The 17271-nt window shown below is 63.7% G+C and carries 15 protein-coding genes; 8 read left to right on the forward strand and 7 right to left on the reverse strand.

All coding sequences use genetic code 11. The features are described from left to right. Positions 1-258: transposase (locus BM190_RS23205; protein WP_143109070.1), on the forward strand; the 258-nt coding region annotated here is incomplete at its 5' end. A 236-nt stretch (positions 259-494) separates the two neighbouring features. Here the strand turns inward: BM190_RS23205 and alkB are convergent. The 4 genes from alkB to BM190_RS23225 all read right to left on the reverse strand — a co-directional run bounded on the left by alkB (position 495) and on the right by BM190_RS23225 (position 4279). After that, positions 495-1148 carry a DNA oxidative demethylase AlkB gene (gene alkB / locus BM190_RS23210; RefSeq protein ID WP_092259955.1) on the reverse strand — a complete coding sequence of 218 codons (654 nt, stop codon included), beginning with the start codon at positions 1146-1148 and terminating at the stop codon, positions 495-497. Positions 1149-1157: 9 nt separating this feature from the next. Continuing rightward, entirely contained in the window at positions 1158-1904 is a 747-nt protein-coding gene (locus BM190_RS23215; protein WP_092259395.1) for a 2OG-Fe(II) oxygenase, read from the reverse strand. Positions 1905-2250: 346 nt separating this feature from the next. After that, complete coding sequence (locus tag BM190_RS23220; RefSeq protein ID WP_092259398.1) at positions 2251-2937, reverse strand: DUF2848 domain-containing protein; 687 nt, start codon at positions 2935-2937, stop codon at positions 2251-2253. Then, positions 2930-4279 carry an amidase gene (locus BM190_RS23225; protein WP_092259401.1) on the reverse strand — a complete coding sequence of 450 codons (1350 nt, stop codon included), beginning with the start codon at positions 4277-4279 and terminating at the stop codon, positions 2930-2932. The genes BM190_RS23220 and BM190_RS23225 overlap by 8 nt, the downstream gene beginning before the upstream one ends. 193 nt (positions 4280-4472) lie before the next feature. Between BM190_RS23225 and BM190_RS23230 the strand changes: the two genes are divergently transcribed. From BM190_RS23230 to BM190_RS23245, 4 genes are all read left to right on the forward strand, one after another. Beyond that, positions 4473-4886 (forward strand): Zn-ribbon domain-containing OB-fold protein, encoded by a 414-nt coding sequence (locus tag BM190_RS23230; protein WP_038957112.1) that lies wholly within the window; start codon positions 4473-4475, stop codon positions 4884-4886. Between the two features lie 3 nt (positions 4887-4889). Then, positions 4890-6029 (forward strand): thiolase C-terminal domain-containing protein, encoded by a 1140-nt coding sequence (locus BM190_RS23235; protein ID WP_092259404.1) that lies wholly within the window; start codon positions 4890-4892, stop codon positions 6027-6029. Between the two features lie 103 nt (positions 6030-6132). Continuing rightward, positions 6133-7047, forward strand: a complete 915-nt coding sequence (locus BM190_RS23240) for an SDR family oxidoreductase (RefSeq protein ID WP_018315654.1) — start codon at positions 6133-6135, stop codon at positions 7045-7047. A gap of 116 nt (positions 7048-7163) precedes the next feature. Continuing rightward, entirely contained in the window at positions 7164-8276 is a 1113-nt protein-coding gene (locus BM190_RS23245; protein WP_092259407.1) for an SMP-30/gluconolactonase/LRE family protein, read from the forward strand. Between the two features lie 68 nt (positions 8277-8344). On the opposite strand, the gene ppc is transcribed toward BM190_RS23245, so the two are convergent. From ppc to BM190_RS23260, 3 genes are all read right to left on the reverse strand, one after another. Then, positions 8345-11143 (reverse strand): phosphoenolpyruvate carboxylase, encoded by a 2799-nt coding sequence (gene ppc, locus BM190_RS23250; protein ID WP_092259410.1) that lies wholly within the window; start codon positions 11141-11143, stop codon positions 8345-8347. Positions 11144-12230: 1087 nt separating this feature from the next. Then, complete coding sequence (locus tag BM190_RS23255; protein WP_092259413.1) at positions 12231-13082, reverse strand: class I SAM-dependent methyltransferase; 852 nt, start codon at positions 13080-13082, stop codon at positions 12231-12233. After that, a complete protein-coding gene (locus BM190_RS23260; RefSeq protein ID WP_177237242.1) occupies positions 13079-14059 on the reverse strand; it encodes a Bug family tripartite tricarboxylate transporter substrate binding protein in 981 nt (326 codons plus the stop codon). Before BM190_RS23260 ends, BM190_RS23255 begins: the two co-directional genes overlap by 4 nt. Before the next feature lie 97 nt (positions 14060-14156). Between BM190_RS23260 and BM190_RS23265 the strand changes: the two genes are divergently transcribed. From BM190_RS23265 to BM190_RS23275, 3 genes are all read left to right on the forward strand, one after another. Beyond that, positions 14157-15089: a LysR family transcriptional regulator gene (locus BM190_RS23265; protein ID WP_092259419.1), complete on the forward strand. Its 933-nt coding sequence runs from the start codon at positions 14157-14159 to the stop codon at positions 15087-15089. A gap of 452 nt (positions 15090-15541) precedes the next feature. Next, complete coding sequence (locus BM190_RS23270) at positions 15542-15811, forward strand: hypothetical protein (RefSeq protein WP_092259422.1); 270 nt, start codon at positions 15542-15544, stop codon at positions 15809-15811. Positions 15812-16301: 490 nt separating this feature from the next. Next, complete coding sequence (locus BM190_RS23275) at positions 16302-17219, forward strand: NADP-dependent oxidoreductase (RefSeq protein WP_092259426.1); 918 nt, start codon at positions 16302-16304, stop codon at positions 17217-17219. Positions 17220-17271 lie beyond the last annotated feature (52 nt).

A 17271-nucleotide genomic window follows, 5' to 3' on the forward strand; every position in this document is an offset into this window, starting at 1 on the left:
CGGTTGAAAGCGGAAGGCAAAAAGCCCCGCATCGCGTTCCGTCCCAACAGACATCATCCGGAACTGCCGCCAAGGCTCAAACGCTACAACCGCCTCATCGCACGCCGGCGAGCCCAGGTCGAGACCACCTTCGCCACTCTCAAACGCCGCATGCGACTGACTTGCATCCGCTACGTCGGTCTGATGAAGGCAAGCGGGCAGGTCCTGCTCGCCTCGATCGCCTTCAACATGAGGCGGTGGGCCACGATCGCGGCCTGAACCGCCCGCCGAGGGCGAACACTACAGACCTCGCTGGCAATTGCCGTAACCACGCCCCTCTCTCCTCATGTCCTCAGCCTCCAAGACCGATAACGCAACAGGCCCCTTGTGGGAGAAGGTGGATCGCTGACGCGAAGCGGCAGCGAGACGGATGAGGGGTCTGTCTCCGCGGATAAAGCCCCCTCATCCGCCTTCCCTTCGGGAAGGCACCTTCTCCCACAAGGGGAGAAGGAAGGTCACCGCGTCCTGCGAAACGTCAGATTGATCCGCTTCCGCCCCAGCAGCGCATGCTCACCTTCCGCGAGCGGCGCGACGCCGTGATAGGCAAGCCGGCTAGGTCCGCCCCAGACCACGACATCGCCATGCACCAGGCGGAAGCGGCACGGCTTGTCGGCGCGCGCCAGGCCGCCGAACAGGAAGGTCGCCGGCAATCCGAGCGAGACCGAGACGATCGGCGCCGAATAATCCAGCTCGTCCTTGTCCTGATGCAGCGACAGCCGCGTGCCGGGCTCGTAGCGGTTAACGAGGCAGGCATCGGGCGCGAAGTTTTGAAAGCCGCCCTGCTCCGCCGCGCGGCGGGCGAGATCGCGGAGCACCGGCGGCATTTCGGGCCATGGCGCGCTGGTGCGCGGATCGATGGGGTCGTAGCGATAGCCGGTATGATCGGTGATCCAGCCACGCTCGCCGCAATTGGTCATCGCCACCGACATCAGATGACCACCGGGCGTGGTCATGCGACGGAACGGCGACTGCGCCACGATCGCGCGCACGGCGGCGATCAGCTCGGTCTCGATCGGCTTGACGAAGCCGCGCAGCAGCACGGCACCGTCGGCGATCTCCTCGCGCGACGGCTGCGCCTCGGCAACACTGTCGAACAGATCAGCCGTCAATCGCAGCACTCATTTGGCATCGTGGAAAATTACACCCAACGTGTGGCGCTGGCCGGACCTGATGCGGCTGACGCCATGGCGCAGATTAACGCGGTAAGTGCCGCGTGTCCCCTGTACCGGGCGGTGATGCACAGCGAAGGCGACGGCGTCGCCCTGCGCCAGCGGCACCACCTCGGCCCGCGACTGCATGCGCGGCCGTTGCTCGGTCAGCACGAATTCGCCGCCGCTGAAGTCGCGGCCCGGCTCGGAGAGCAGGATCGCGACCTGCAGCGGGAACACGTGCTCGCCATAGAGGTCCTGGTGTAGGCAATTGTAGTCGCCCGCCTCATATTGCAGCAGCAGCGGCGTCGGCCGCGCCTGCCCCGCCTCGTGGCAGCGTTTCAGGAACGCCGCATGCGCGGCGGGATAGCGAATGTCGATCCCCATCGCCTCGTTCCAGCGATTGGCGACGCCTTGCAAATGCGTGTAGAGCGCCGGGCGCAGCTGCGCGATCAGATCGGGCAGCGGATAGGAGAAATATTTGTACTCGCCGCGGCCGAAGCCGTGGCGGCCCATGACGATGCGGCTGCGAAACTGCGTGTCGTCCGGGTAGAGCGCGGCAACGGCGCGGCACTGGTCCGGCGTCAACAGGCCCTTCAGGACGGCGCAGCCCTGGGCCTCCAGTTCGGCCGTGATCTGAGGCCAGTCGAGGGCGTCGACGTGGGCGGTGAGATCGGGAGCGGATCGTTGGTCTGATTTTCGTGCGGTCATTGTCATAACAATCACCTTCGCAGCCGGACGTTCACTCCGCCACCCGATTTCCGATAGCTCTCTCCGCGTCATTGCGAGGAGCCCTTGCGACGAAGCAATCCAGACCGGTTCCGCAGAGAGATTCTGGATTGCTTCGCCTCGCTCGCAATGAAGCGGAGAGAGCGACGCTGCAACGACGGAGGAGAGTTAGGCGCGACGGCGGAGGTCAAGCAGACCAGTTTCGTAGGGTGGGCAAAGGCGCTCTTGCGCCGTGCCCGCGTCTTGGCAAGACGTGGGCACGCTTCCGCCGTCGCTCTTCGAGCTATGGCGGACAAGTCGCTTTGCCCACCCTACGGGACCATCGCTTGTGGAGCTAGCCTCTCACCGGCAACGTCGCCACGTCATAGCCATGCCTGATCGTCCGCTTCAGCACGGGGTCTTCCAGCTCGAAATCGAAGCGCTCCGCCGGGCGGACGCCGCCCTTGGCTGCAAACGTGCCGCCGAACATGGCGCAACCGTCGGGGAATTTTCCTCCTTCGAAGCCGCGTGCGATCAGGTCGTTCACCGGCAGCATCGCGTCCAGCGTGCCCTCCTGGTAGAGCACGCGCTCGCCCTTGATCGTGGCATAGGAGCGCAGGATCATCTTGTCCCAATGGCCGATGACGTCTTCGAGCTCCCACAGCGTGGAGGCGATCGGTTTGTCGCACATCTGCTTGGACACGGTGACGTTGTAGGCCTCGACCTTGCGGTCGGTGTGGTCGGAGCCGCAACCGACGAAGATGCGGCCCTGCCAGCCGATCAGCACGAACTCGACCTCGCCCGAGGAATCCCCGCCGGTGCATTCGATGCTGTCTTCCTGGGTCAGCCGCCGCGCCGAGGCGCGGTAGTAGATCGGCGTCGAGGCCGGCGGCGCGATGCCCATCTCCTGCAGCTCTTTGATGTGCTTGTCGCGCGCGACGGGGTCGCGGCCGGTCCAGCCGGCGATGACCATCTGGTCGATCGCGAGTGTCAGCGGCGTGGTGGTATCCTGGGCATCGACGGTGAAAGTCAGGTCAAACACGAATGACGGCCTCCATGCCGGCAGCAAGTTCGAAAATACGATGGTCCGTTCCGCCAGCGCCCGCCAGCATCAGGCCGACCGGGACGTCGCCCTGGCGATGCGCCGGCAGCGAGATGGCGCAGCCGTCGATCATGTTGATCAGGGTGCAGTTGCGCAGTGCGCGGATGTTCTCGCGCGTGAACGCCTTGTCATCGGCAAGGTCGGCGATCTTCGGCGGCGTGTTGGGCGTGGTCGGTAGCACCAGCGCATCATAGGGCGCAATGCGCGCGTTGACGCGGGCGATCAGCGAGCGACGCTCGTTGAGGAGATCGATGTAGTCGGCCGCGCTCTGCGCCTCGCCGCGCATGATGCGGACCGAGACAAGGGGGTCGTAGACGTCGCCCTTGGCCGTGATGAGATAGCGGTGCCAGGCGTAGCTCTCGGACGCGGCAAAGCCCCCCTTGGCATTCATCGGGCCGATGTCATGAAACTCCGCCATCTCGATGCGCTCGATGATGGCGCCGTGATCGGAAAGCGTTTTCAGGGCGCGTTCGAACGTCTCGGCCACCTCAGCGTCGAGATCGTCGAGCGCGATTGTGGTCGGCACCGCCAGTCGCATGCCCTGGATCGGACGCGGCTTCAGCGGGGCGATCGGCTCGTTCGCGAGCACGGCGTCGAGTATGGCACAGCAACTGACCGATCGTGCCAGCGGCCCGATGCTGTCGAGCGAGAACGACAGCGGCACGGAGCCATCGAGCGGCACGCGCCGCTGCGTCGGCTTGTAGCCGACGATGCCGTTGAAGGCGGCCGGAATCCGGCAGGAGCCGCCGGTGTCGGTGCCGAGCGCGCCGTGTGCCATGCCGTCGAGCACGGACACCGCCGCGCCCGCGGAGGAGCCGCCCGGCACGTGGCCTTCGGCCCTGTTCCAGGCCCCCTTCGGCGTGCCGTAATGCGGATTGATGCCGATGCCGGAATAGGCGAACTCGGTCATGTTGGTGCGCCCGATCACGACGAAGCCGGCCCTGCGCAGCCGCGCCACCGTCGCCGCATCCTGCTCGGCCGGCGGCGAATCGTCGAGCGCGCGCGAGCCGGCGCGCGTCACCTGGCCCTTGATGTCGAACAGATCCTTGATCGAGATCGGGATGCCGGCATAGCGCGATGGCGCCGCCTTGGCCTTGCGCAAGCCGTCCATCGCGTCGGCCGCGGCGAGCGCGGCGTCCTTATCGACATGGAGGAAGGTGCGCTGCCCCTCCCCGGCGGGATCGGCGATCCTGGCGATGCAGGCTTCGACCAGCTTGCGGGCGGTGGTGCGGCCGCTTTCGAGGTCTTCGGCGAGCTTCGCCAGCGTCGGAAATTCGGGCATGTCTGTCTCACGGAATATTGTCGCGCGCAATCTATAGCGCTGCCTCAGTTCGACACAAGCATTGTGCGCATGATGGCATGCATGCGTATTGCTGGACCGTTGACGCCCCATGGTCGATTGTCGCATCAAGATCGAAACGGGCGGGCGTGAAGCCTGCCCTATCAAGATTTGCTTTCTGGGAGGGCGTTCCGACATGGCCGAACCGCAGCGCGCGCGACCAAAACCGACGCCGGAGACCCAGCATTTCTGGGACGGCACGAAGGCGGGCGAATTGCGCCTGCAGCGCTGCGACGCCTGCGCGCATGTCTACTTCCCGCCGCGCCCGTTCTGCCCGTCCTGCGCCTCGCGCAAGGTCAGCATCTTCAAGGCGAGCGGCAAGGGCTTCCTCTACAGCTACGTGATCAACCACCGTCCGGCCGCGCCAGGCTTCACGCCACCTTATGCGATCGCGGTGGTGGAGCTTGCCGAGGGACCGCGGATGATGAGCAACATCATCGATTGCCCGCAGACGCCCGAGGCGCTCGAGCTCGACATGAAGCTCGAGGTCGCCTTCCAGGCACTCGACGACAAGATCACCCTCCCCGTGTTTCGTCCGGCGAAGGGGTAGACCATGCGCAGAAACCAGGTTGCCGTCGTCGGCGCGGCCGAGACCACCGAACTTGGCGTCGTCCCGAACGCCTCGCAGCTCCAGCTGCACGCGGATGCGGCGCTCAACGCCATCGCCGATGCCGGACTGAAGCTCTCCGACATCGACGGCTTTGCCACCGCGGTCGAGACGCCGCAGCAGGTCTGCCACTATCTCGGCATCAAGCCGACCTGGGTCGACGGCACCTCGGTCGGCGGCTGCTCCTTCATGCTGCACGTTCGGCATGCCGCGGCGGCGATCGAGGCGGGCCTGTGCAAGACCGTGCTGATCACGCACGCCGAGAGCGGCAAGTCGATGATCGGCAAGGCGCCGCGCTCGATCCCCGCCGACAGCCTGCAAGGCCAGTTCGAGGCGCCGTTCGGGGTCTACGGGCCGCCGAGCATGTTCCCGATTCCCGTGCTGCGTTTCATGAAGACCTACGGCATCACGCATGAGCAGCTCGCCGCGGTCGCGGTGGTGCAGCGGGAATGGGCCGCGAAGAATCCGCGCGCGATGATGAAGGATCCGATCACGGTCGCCGACGTGCTCAATTCGCGCATGATCGCCTATCCGTTCCGCCTGCTGCAATGCTGCCTCGTCACCGACGGCGGCGGCGCGCTGATCCTGACCTCGGCCGATCGCGCCAGGGATTTTCCGCGCAAGCCCGTCTACATCATGGGCACCGGCGAGAGCGTGGAGACGCCGATGGTCAGCCAGATGGAGACCTTCAACTCCTCGCGCGCGTTCAAGACCGCAGGCCCCCTCGCGTTCAAGGAAGCCGGCATCGCCCACAAGGACGTCGACCACCTCATGATCTACGATGCGTTCGCGCATCTGCCGCTGTTCGGCCTCGGCGACCTCGGCTTCATGCCGCATGAGGAGACCGGCAAGTTCATTGCCGACGGCAACACCCGGCCCGGCGGGAAGCTGCCGCTCAACACCAATGGCGGCGGATTGAGCTACATGCATTCGGGCATGTACGGCATGTACGCGCTGCAGGAGAGCGTGCGCCAGATGCGCGGCATCGCGCCGGCGCAGGTGCCGAACGCGAAGATTTCGGTGTGCCACGGCGTCGGCGGCATGTTCGCGGCAAGTGGCACGATCGTGTTTACGAACGAGAGGTAAGGCACCGTCATTCCGGGCGCGCGCAGCGCGACCCGGAATCTCGAGATTCCGGGTCTGGTGCTTCGCACCATCCCGGAATGACGGGCACAACAGGAGGCATCCCATGACTAAATCACTGCAGGACAAGGTCATCATCGTCACCGGCGCTGGCCGCGGCATCGGTCGCGAGATCGCGCTGCTTTGTGCGGCGGAAGGCGCCAAGGTCGTGGTCAACGATCCCGGTGGAGCCTCGGATGGCGCCGGTTCGAACGCGGCGCCCGCCGAGGAGGTGGTCGAGGAGATCAAGAAGCGCGGCGGCACCGCGGTTGCCAATTTCGAGTCGGTCGCCGAAGCCATCCCCGCCAGCAAGATCGTGAAGACCGCGACCGATCATTTCGGCCGGCTCGACGGCGTCGTCAACAATGCCGGCATCTTGCGCGACATGATCTTCCACAAGATGAGCGTGGAGGCGTTCGAGGCCGTCATCAAGGTGCATCTGATGGGCTCGTTCTACGTCAGCCACGCCGCCGCGCGAATCTTCCGCGAGCAGGAGTCGGGCTCCTTCGTGCACTTCACCTCGACCTCCGGCCTGATCGGCAATTTCGGCCAGGCCAACTACGCCGCCGCCAAGCTCGGCATCGTCGGGCTGTCGAAGTCGATCGCGCTCGACATGGGCCGCTTCAACGTCCGCTCCAACTGCGTCTCGCCGTTCGCCTGGACCCGCATGATCGGCACCATTCCGACCGAGACTGAGGCCGAGAAGGCGCGGGTCGAGAAGATCAAGCAGATGGGTCCGGAGAAAATCGCCCCGCTCTGCGGCTATCTGATCTCCGATGCCGCCAAGGACGTTACCGGGCAGATCTTTGGCGTGCGCATGAACGAGATCTTCCTGTTCAGCCAGAACCGTCCGATCCGCTCGGTGCAGCGGAGCGAAGGCTGGACGCCGCAGTCGATCGCGGAACATGGCATGCCGGCGCTGAAGGGCTCGTTCTACGAGCTGGACCGCTCCGCCGACATCTTCACCTGGGATCCCGTCTAGCCGCATTTCCGGCATCCCAGCCCTGCGATCTCCGGTTGTCTCGGCCGGAGATCGCCCCGGTTTACGCCCGATTGCGGGCGAATGGTGTCCTCCCAACGAAACTTTGGGAGGAAACCATGACAAGAACACTGACCAACTCCGACGACACCTCTGTAACGGGCGGCCTCGGCCGCCGCACGCTGCTCAAAGGCACGGCGGCTCTCGCCGCATCCACTGTCCTCGCCTCGCGAGCCGACGCCCGCGACTTCGGCGCCAATGCCGAGCCGCAGCGCTATCCCGACCCCGACATCATCGCCATCGACCCCAAGCGCTTCAAGGCCAAGGTCGGCAACACCGCGATCAAGCGGCTCTACACCGGCTGCCTGTGGGCGGAGGGGCCGGCGTGGAATGCGCAGGGACAATATCTCGTCTGGAGCGATATCCCCGCCAACCGGCAGCTGCGCTACCTCGACGACGATGGCCACATCTCCGAGCAGTTCCACAAGCCGTCGAACGAGGCCAATGGCAATTCGTTCGACACCGAGGGACGCCAGCTCAGCGCCGAGCGCACGCGCCTCGTCCGCTACGAGCACGACGGCTCGGTGACGGCGCTGGCCGAGCAGGCCGGCGGCAAGCCGCTCAACGGCCCGAACGACATGGTGGTGCATCCCAACGACAAGTCGATCTGGTTCACCGATCCCGGCTACGGCGCGATCAGCATCTACGAGGGCAAGCTGGCCAATACCGGTTCGCTACAGCCGCACCAGAAGGAAGCCGTCTATCGCATAGACGCCCAGACCGGACAGGTGGCGAAGGTCGCAGACGAGCCGTTCAAGCCGAACGGCATCGCCTTCAGCCACGACTACAAGAAGCTCTATGTCTGCGACACCGGCATCACGCATTACCCTGAGGCCAAGAACGTGGTGTGGTCCTACGACATCGACGGCGCCAAACTGTCGAACCCGAAGAAGCTGATCGACATGACGCTCGACGGCAAGTCGGGCTTCCCCGACGGATTGCGCGTCGACACCGAGGGCAACATCTGGGTCGGCGCCGGCTGGGTCGGTCCCGGCTATGACGGCGTGCAGGTGTTCGCGCCGAACGACGGCGCGCGCATCGGACAGATCCTGCTGCCCGAGACCTGCGCCAATGTCTGCTTCGGCGGCAAGAAGCGCAACCGCCTGTTCATGACCGCGAGCCAGTCGCTGTACGCGGTCTATGTGGAGACGCAGGGCGCGCATTTCTGTTGAGATAGGCGAATGGTGGGTGGCGAATGGCGAATAGAATCCATTCGCTACTCCCTATTCGCCATTCGCATTTACCCCGTATTCCGCAGCCCCGCCGAAATCCCGTTGATCGTCAGTTGAATCCCGCGCAGCACCTGCTCGTCCGGGTTCTGCGCGCGGTGCTCCTTCAACAGCTCGACCTGCACGTGGTTGAGCGGATCGAGATAGGGGAAGCGGTGGCGCACGGAGCGCTCCAGCAGCGGATTGCCCTGCAGCAAGCGGTCCTGCCCCATGATGTCGAGCAGCGTCTCGATGCAGGAATGCCATTCGCGGCGGATGCGGCCGAATATCTTCTCGCGCAGGGCTTCGTCCGGCACCAGCTCGGCATAGCGCGAGGCGATTGCGATCGAGCTTTTCGCGAGCACCATGTCCATGTTCGACAGCAGCATGCGGAAGAACGGCCATTCCCTGTAGAGCTCCTTCAGGAACGGCATGCCCTGTTGCGGATGCTCCGCGATCCACTGCTCGACCGCGCTGCCAAAGCCGTACCAGCCGGGCAGCATCAGGCGGCATTGCGCCCAGGAGAACACCCAGGGAATCGCGCGCAGGTCTTCGATCGCGCGCGTCTTCTTGCGCGAGGCCGGACGGCTGCCGATGTTCAGCGTCGCGATCTCGTTGATGACGGTGGAGGCCCAGAAATAGTCGACGAAACCGTCGGTCTCATAGACGAGGCCGCGATAAGCTCTAAACGCGAGGTTCGACAATTCGTCCATCGCGGTCAGATATTCGCGGCGCGGCGCGCTCTGGCGCGGATTGAGCAGGCTCGCCTCCAGCGTTGCGGCGGCGAGGATCTCCAGATTGTTGCGGCCGACCTCGGCGTTGGAATATTTCGACGAGATGATCTCGCCCTGCTCGGTGATACGGATCTGGCCGTTCACCGCGCCGCCGGGCTGCGCGATGATGGCGTCATAGCTCGGCCCGCCGCCGCGGCCGACCGAGCCGCCGCGGCCGTGAAACAGGCGCAGCCGCACGTGATGCCGCTCGAACACGTCGACGAGACCGATCTCGGCCTTGTAGAGCTCCCAGCCCGAGGTGACGAAGCCGCCGTCCTTGTTGCTGTCGGAATAGCCGAGCATGACCTCCTGCACGCTGCCGCGGCTGTCGACGAGGCGGCGGTAATCGTGCAGCGACAGCATGCGGTCCATGATGCCGCTGGAGGCCTGCAGATCCTCGATGGTTTCGAACAGCGGCACGATGTTGATGGCGCTGCGCCCGGAGGGATGGACGAGGCCGACCTCTTTCAGCAGCACCGCGACCTCGAGCATGTCGGACATGCCCTTGCACATCGAGATGATGCATTGGGGAATGGCGTCCGAACCGAACATCGCATGCGCTTCAGCGGCGGCATGGAAGACGTTGAGCTCGCCCATGGTCTCGTCGCTGTACTTGACGAAGGGCGAGACCAGCGCGCGCGTCGAGCGCAATTCATTGGTGAGCAGCGAGATGCGCGCCTCTTCGCCGAGCGCGAGATAGGACATGCCGGGATTGGCGGCGTCCATCAGCTCGGCGATGGTGCGTTCGTGTACCGCCGAGTTCTGGCGGATGTCGAGGCGGGCGAGATGGAAGCCGAAGCAGTCCACCGCGCGCCTCAGCAGCCGCAGCCGGCCGCGGGCGATGACGCGGGCATTGTTGGAGATCAGCGAGCGGTGCAGCACATCGAGATCGGCCTGCAGCTCCTTCACGCTCGCATATGGCGCGCCCTTGCCGACCGGCCGGCGCGTGATCTCGACCGCGAGCTTTTCGGCCGTCGCGGTCAGGCGCGCGTAGATGCCGGAGACCGCCAGACGATAAGGCTCGCCACTCCGGTGCGGCGAGGTATCCGGCGAGCGCTCCGCCAGGTTGCGCAGCTCTTCCGAGACGTCGGCAAGATGCGCCGCGATCGACAATTCCGAGCCGAGCACGTGCAGCTCGTTCAGATAAAACTGCATCACCCGGCTCGACTGCAGACGCAGCGTGCCGCGCATCACGTCGGCAGTGACGAAGGGATTGCCGTCGCGGTCGCCGCCGATCCAGCTGCCCATCCGCAGGAACGAGGCGAGCTCGGAGGCGGCCTGCTCGCCGCCCTCCTCCAGCCGGTCCTCCAGCGCGTTGACCAGCCGCGGCACCTCGCGCAGGAAGGTGTAATCATAGAACGACAGGCCGTTGGCGACCTCGTCGAGCACGTTGAGCTTGGTCCGGCGCAGCAGATTGGTCTGCCACAGCGTCAGCACCTCGCGGCGAAGCTGCTCGTCGCTGGCATCGGCCTCCTCCGCGGTCAGCGCGACGCGCTCGCGGCGGTCGAGCAGGCCTGCGACCTCCATCTCGCGGTCCATCGTGCTTTTGCGGCGCACCTCGGTCGGATGCGCGGTCAGCACCGGGCTCACCAGCGCGGACTTGAAGAAGCTGCGGAGTTGATCGGGCTTGATGCCGGCGTCTCGGGCATGGGCGAGCGTTTCCGCCAGCACGCCGGAGCCGCCGTTCTTCGCGGCGCTGCGGGCGCGCATCTGGCGGATGTTGTTCTGATCCTCGGCGATATTGGCGAGGTGGGAGAAATAGCTGAAGGCGCGGACGATCCGCACCGTCTCGGAGGTCGACATGCTGTCGAGGATCTGCTCGAGCTCGCGGCGGGCGAGCCGGTCCTCGTCGCGGTGGAACCGGATCGAGGTCTGCCGGATGCGCTCGACCAGATCGAACACATCGGCGCCCTCCTGATCGCGCACGGTGTCGCCGAGGATGCGCCCGAGCAGGCGGATATCATCCCGCAGGCGGGCTTCCGCTTCCGTCACCTGAACGTCCTCGGGACGGTTGGGGCGAGGCTCAGTGGCGTCGGACGGTATGGTCTGGAGGGACATGGCTCGCTCCTCTTCAAGAGCTCCCTTGAAGAGCTTCCTGGGCTCCTCGGCCCAGCGGAGTGTGCGATATTTTTCTACCGCAGTGCAAGACGAAGTTGGAGGCGGTGCAAACTGGCGGCCACGCTCGTGTCCCGGACGCGCCTGCAACGCTTAAGCGGTGCTGCGCAGAGCCGGGACCCCAAAAGCCACACCGTCCCTGCCGCCTTCCGGGCCCCGGCTCAGCAGCGCACCACGCCGCGAAGACGCGTCGCGCTCGCTGCGTCCGGGGCACGAGGCTTTCTCTTTGTACCGATAAGCACGCCTTCGCCTTCTCGCGGCGTATTCCGCCCGAGCTTTGCTGTCCGTTTCGCCCTCATCGAGAACAAAGGGCGCAGGGAAGGCCGGGCGCCGGCTGGCACCCGATGGTCCGCACGCGACAAGACGCACGCGGGGTGACCACAGGTGACGCCGGGACATCCCGGCCTTCCCTGCGCAATGGTTTTACGGCTTATGGCGCGCTCTCCCCGGGGAGCGATGCACTATTGCCCCCGTCGTCTTGCGGATGACTGATGTGCGCGCCCGGTTGGGCCGCTGCATCACCGCAAGCCTTGACGCACAGACCCCGGGCGTCAGGACCACACGCTTTTGCCGTCCGCGGACGTCCTTCCCCGGACAGCCGGAAGCTCGCGCGTGCTCGCCCCCGACGCCGAAAAGAAACGCTGTGACCGCGCCGTGTCGTGCCGCGGATCGCAACGGCTCACGGGATTTTGCCCGCCCTGCCATCACCTCGCGCGCCGGCGCTGCCGCGTCCATCGCATCCCGGCCTACGTATCGTGACGATCGCGAAACGCCCCTTTGACGGGCCAGGATGAAATGCGGTTTAGCCGAAACAACGAATTCGGTCAATCAGAATATTTTGCGGCGCCGCTCCTTGACCTGCATGTGGTGTGTTTTGCCCGATGGGTAGCGCGAGGGATTGAGGTGGAGACCTCAGCGCTAGGATGGGTAGAGCCCTTGCGAAACCCATCCCCGTGCTGAGGGGCAAGCCGAATGTCGCGCAAGTCTCGCTTGGGTCCCGACGAGCTAAAGCCGCTCAAGGCCTACGGCCTCAAGCCTTACGTGCGATCAGTTCGCAGGGGGCAATGATGCCGTTGGAGATACACGTGATCATGTTGCGTATTTGATCTTGCCGTTTCTCGCCCATCAGCGTGTGCAAGCCCAGCGATCCAGCAACGCCGCCGGCAAGCGAACGGGCTTTCAATTCGGCGAAATAGGCAAGCGCGAAGTCCTTTCGGTTGCGTTCCGACAGGATTTCGAAGCCTGCTCGCTCCAATGCACGCTTGTAGCGCTCCGGACCGCTGACCATGTTCGAATCGCTTGTCGTGGCCCATGGCACAGGAAACAGCAATTCGCCCTCGGCTGTCCGCATGACGTCATAGACTGCGAAAAGCGCTCCCGGTTGCAAGACACGCGCGATTTCAAGACAGAGATTTTCCTTGTCTTCGATATTCATGCCGACATGAAGCATGTATGCCTTGTTGAAGGTCGCCTCCTGAAACGGCATCGCAAGCGCGCTGGATTGATGGAGAGTAACGCGATCATCGAGCCCCAGCCATTGGCATAGTCGGAGTCCAGTCTCGACGTAGTCCGGCGTCAGATCGACTCCGCTGACCCGGCACTTATAGCGGTCGGCGAGAAAGCGGGCTGGACCTCCCAGACCGGAGCCGACATCCAGGACATGGTCCGCGGCCGTAATCCCGAGCTGCGCCATCAGTTCCTCGGTCGCTTTCCGGCCGCCGATATGGAATTCGTCCACCGCGGAGAGATCGTCGATCGTGACCGTATCTGTCGTTTTCCCCATCTGAGCGAGACCGCTTTCGATGACCTCGATCAGTCCGCCGCGAGCATAATGATGCGCAACCGTGTGTTCGGCGGACGTTCTCGACGGATGGATCGTCATGAGGCCTTGATCCCGGCATCGCGAATGACTTTTCCCCATTTCCGGTATTCAGACGCCAGGTATGCGGCGCATTCGTCGGAAGAGTTGGCGACCGGCAGGTATCCGAGACCGGCGAGCCGATCCTTGACTTCAGCTCGATCGATCAGCTTGGCAATTTCGCGCCGGAGGATGCCGATATATTCCTTCGGCGTTCCTGCCGGGACGAGAACGGCCGTCCAGATGTCCGCCGCGATGTCGGGATACCCGGCCTCGGCAATGCTCGGAACGCCCGGCAGCGCCTCGGAATGGGTTTTGCTGGTCAGCGCGAGCGCCCGCAACTTGTTCTCCCTGACGTGCTGTATGGCGGGTGGCAGCGCGCCGAACGACACGGGCGTATGGCCCGCGAGGGTCGATCCAATGGCCGCACCGCCGCCATTGAAAGGAACGTGCACGATGTCGAGTTCAAGTGAAAGCCGAAAGAGTTCTCCCAACAGATGAGGCGGTGTGCCCGCTCCCGGCGAAGCGTAGCTGAATTTGCCCGGGCTGGCCTTGATCAGTTCTACGAGGTCCTTGACCGACTTTGCCTGAATGGACGGATGGACCGTAAGCAAAGTAGGAGCGGTCGCCGCCAGCGTGACGGCATCAAAGCTCTTTTGGACGTCGTAGGGAACAGTTTCGAAGAGCGTGGGATTCGCGACATAACTCGGTGAAGCCACAAAGATCGTATGACCGTCGGGCTGGGCCCTGGCAGCTTGCCCTGCACCGATATTGCCTCCGGCCCCACCAATATTCTCGACGAAGAATTGCTTGCCGAGCTGGTCGGAGAGTCCTTGCGCAATGACACGCGCCGCCACATCGTTTGGACCTCCGGCAGCAAACGGCACTATGACGCGCACCGGTCGGACTGGATATTGCTCCGCGAGCGCCGGCCGTGACAAGGCGGCTGCCGCGAGGGTCGTGCATGAGGCTGTCAGGAAGCGGCGGCGGTTCAATCGCATGTGGGCCTCCATGAATGGTCGCCCCAACGATAAGCTTCCAGAGGCATACAAGCTATAATATGCTGCCATCAACTTCCATATTTAATGGATATGGCAAATGGAGCTGAGGCATCTACGCTATTTCATCGCTGTAGCGGAGGAAAAACATATCACGCGAGCCGCTGAACGCCTCGGAATGCAGCAGCCGCCGCTGAGCCAGCAGATCAAGGCCATCGAGCGGGAACTCGACGTGCAGCTTTTTCTACGCAAAGCCCGGGGCGTGGAGCTGACTGACGCGGGCCGTGCTTTTCTGGAGGAGGCGCGCGCGACATTGATGCATCTCGATCGGGCTTTCGACTCGACCCGGCGCGCGTCGCGGGGTGAACAGGGGCGCCTGTGCGTCGGGGTCACCTCCACGACGCCGTTTCATCCGGTCGTGCCGCGCGCCATTCGCGCATTTCGCGAAGCCTGTCCCATGGTGGCTCTGACTTTGGAGGAATGTCTGAGCAACGAATCCGTCGATCGCGTAAGGAACGAACAAATGGACGTAGCTTTCGTTCGCGCTGCGATGGGCAATGGACAAGGGCTGGCCGTCACGTCGCTGCTTGACGAACCAATGGTCGTGGCGCTGCCAAGCAGCCACGTGCTAGCTCAAACCAAAACCGAGGCGCCGGTTTCGCTTGATCGACTGTCCCGCGAGACTTTCATCCTGTACGGACCGCCGGGGACGGGAATGTACGATTCCACCATTGCCGCATGCCGGGCAGCCGGCTTCAGCCCGCGGATCGGTAACCTCGGGGCGTCCACGCAATTGGCGCCCCGCATCACGTCGACGCTGAGTCTGGTCGGCGCTGGCCTTGGCATCACGTTTGTCCCGGCCTCGCTTCAACGTATGAACATGGAAGGCGTGATCTACCGCTCGATCAAGGGATCCAACCGACCTATGGCTACGCTCAAGCTTGCCTCCCGCCGCGATGACAAGTCCGCAGTCGTGAAACAGTTCATCAATTTCGTCAGGAAGGAAGCAAAGGACTACGCCGTCGGCACCTAGGATGGGTTGAGCACTTGCGAAGCCGTGATGGGTTTCGCTTTTGCTGTGGCCATCCTACGAGCAGCTAAATACTGCATGGGATGGGACTATCGGTCGACCTCACGATGAGCATGCAAAGCGTAGATCCGTCATTCCTGTCATCCTGGTTAATGCGCTTAGTTTGGGGTGGACTGCTTCACGCCCTCAGCGGAGCGGTCATCGCCTTATACGAACGAGGATATGGGGCGGCGTAGCGCCATCTTCTTGTATGTGGTGCCGTCGGCGGTTGCACTGCCTGTCTTCGTGCTTGTGCCAAGCCTTCTGTGCTATCTTGGCAAACGAGAGGAAGCCCGCTTTCTTGCGCGGGCTTCAATCCCTGGTCCTCTAATTCTTGGCGGTGGTCATCCCTTCGGCGGCCATTTAAGCGGTGAAGAAGGACGGTTCTCGCCTGTCGGCAGGCGGAGAGGGCAATAATGTTTGCGGCAGTCGTAGTTGTCGTTCTGCTGGTCGTCTTGTTGGCACCTTCATGGGGCGTGCTTTATTTTGAACGGGCGACGTTTGGGCAAGCGATGGAAGCAGCGTGGCGCGTCTGGATCGCGCAAGTGATTGCATCGATCACCCTCACCGTCCTTGCCGATCATCTGGGTTTCATGAATCCAGCGGGCTATACGGTTGGGATATGCCTCTTGGTTGGACTTGCAGGCGCTCTCTTCCTCCGGTCCAGAGCACGCAGGATGGGTTGAGCACTTACGAAAGCCATCCTGCTTCGTCACAGGCGGAGTGATTGATGGATTTCGCTGGCGCTCTACCTATCCTACGGGCTGAGTCCGTCTGCATTGCGCAATGTCGCGACGATACCCTCTTGATCACAAGAAACACTGTGCGGCCGAAAGGCCGCCCGTTGCCATCGACCGCCAGGAATTCCGGTCAGCAACTGCCTGGACGTTGAGCTGGGCCTGGATAGGGTTGTCAGCTCTGGCAATCTGTTCGCCGTCTCAATGGCCCTTGGTACAGCCGAATTTTGCAATCTTGGTACTGGTCTCATGACCAAGCGTGACGCATCTAACTGCTAGTACCACGAACGAAGCGATCCCGATCGGCAGTCTCAGTGGGAGCCCCGGTCAATGCAGACCGCGGACACTTTCACACTGTCTGGCAGTTTGTGGATAGCCGTCGCGGCTCACACTGACTGCAACCATTGGGTCAAGAGACAATGACTGAGGAGACAATCCAATGAAGGCGATCGTTGTAACGGAACAGGCCGCGGGAACGGCGGGGATGAAGCTGGTGGACCGGCCCGAGCCGCAGGCTGCGATAAACGACGTCGTGGTTCAGGTTCATGCGTCGGGATTCGTCCCGACTGAGCTGACGTGGCCTTCGACCTGGACTGATCGCCTCGATCGCGACCGAACACCATCGATCCCTGGACACGAGCTGGCCGGAGTGGTCACTGCTCTTGGCTATGGAACGACAGGGCTGGTGTTGGGACAGCGGGTGTTCGGCCTGGCGGACTGGTATCGCGACGGCACGCTGGCCGAGTATGTGGCGATCGAGGCGCGCAATCTTGCGCCGCTGCCGGGCGACGTCGAGTTCACAGTGGGGGCGAGCCTGCCGATCTCGGGGCTGACCGCATGGCAAGGGCTGTTCCAGCATGGCCGTCTCAAATCGGGGCAGAGCATCCTGGCACACGGCGCGGCCGGCGCAGTCGGGTCGATGGTGACGCAACTCGCACGAGAGGCCGGCGCCTACGTCATCGGCACCGGACGCGCCGCTGACCGTCAGATGGTGCTCGATTTGGGCGCAAACGAGTTCGTCGACCTCGACAAAGACTCCCTGCAAGACGTCGGCAAGGTCGATCTGGTGTTCGATGTCATCGGCGGTGACATACAGAAGCGGTCGGTAGAACGCATTCGAGCCGGAGGAACATTGGTGACCATCGTCGGGCCGGCCGAGGCGCGGCCCTCCGATGGATTGGCGGTCGACTTCGTCGTCGAGGCGGACCGCGCCCAACTCAGTGAGATCGTCCAGCGGGCGCGGGACGGACGACTGCGGACGAACATCGGCAAGGTCTCGACCTTCGACGATGCGGTCGCCGCCTTAAATCCGACCGGGCGACGCAAGGGAAATACGATCATTCGCGTTCGTCCCTGAGGGAGCATGCTCATTGATGTCCGCAGCGCGCAGGATGGGGTGCACTTGCGAA

This window comes from Bradyrhizobium sp. Rc3b (assembly GCF_900114915.1).
Classification (GTDB): Bacteria; Pseudomonadota; Alphaproteobacteria; order Rhizobiales; family Xanthobacteraceae; genus Bradyrhizobium.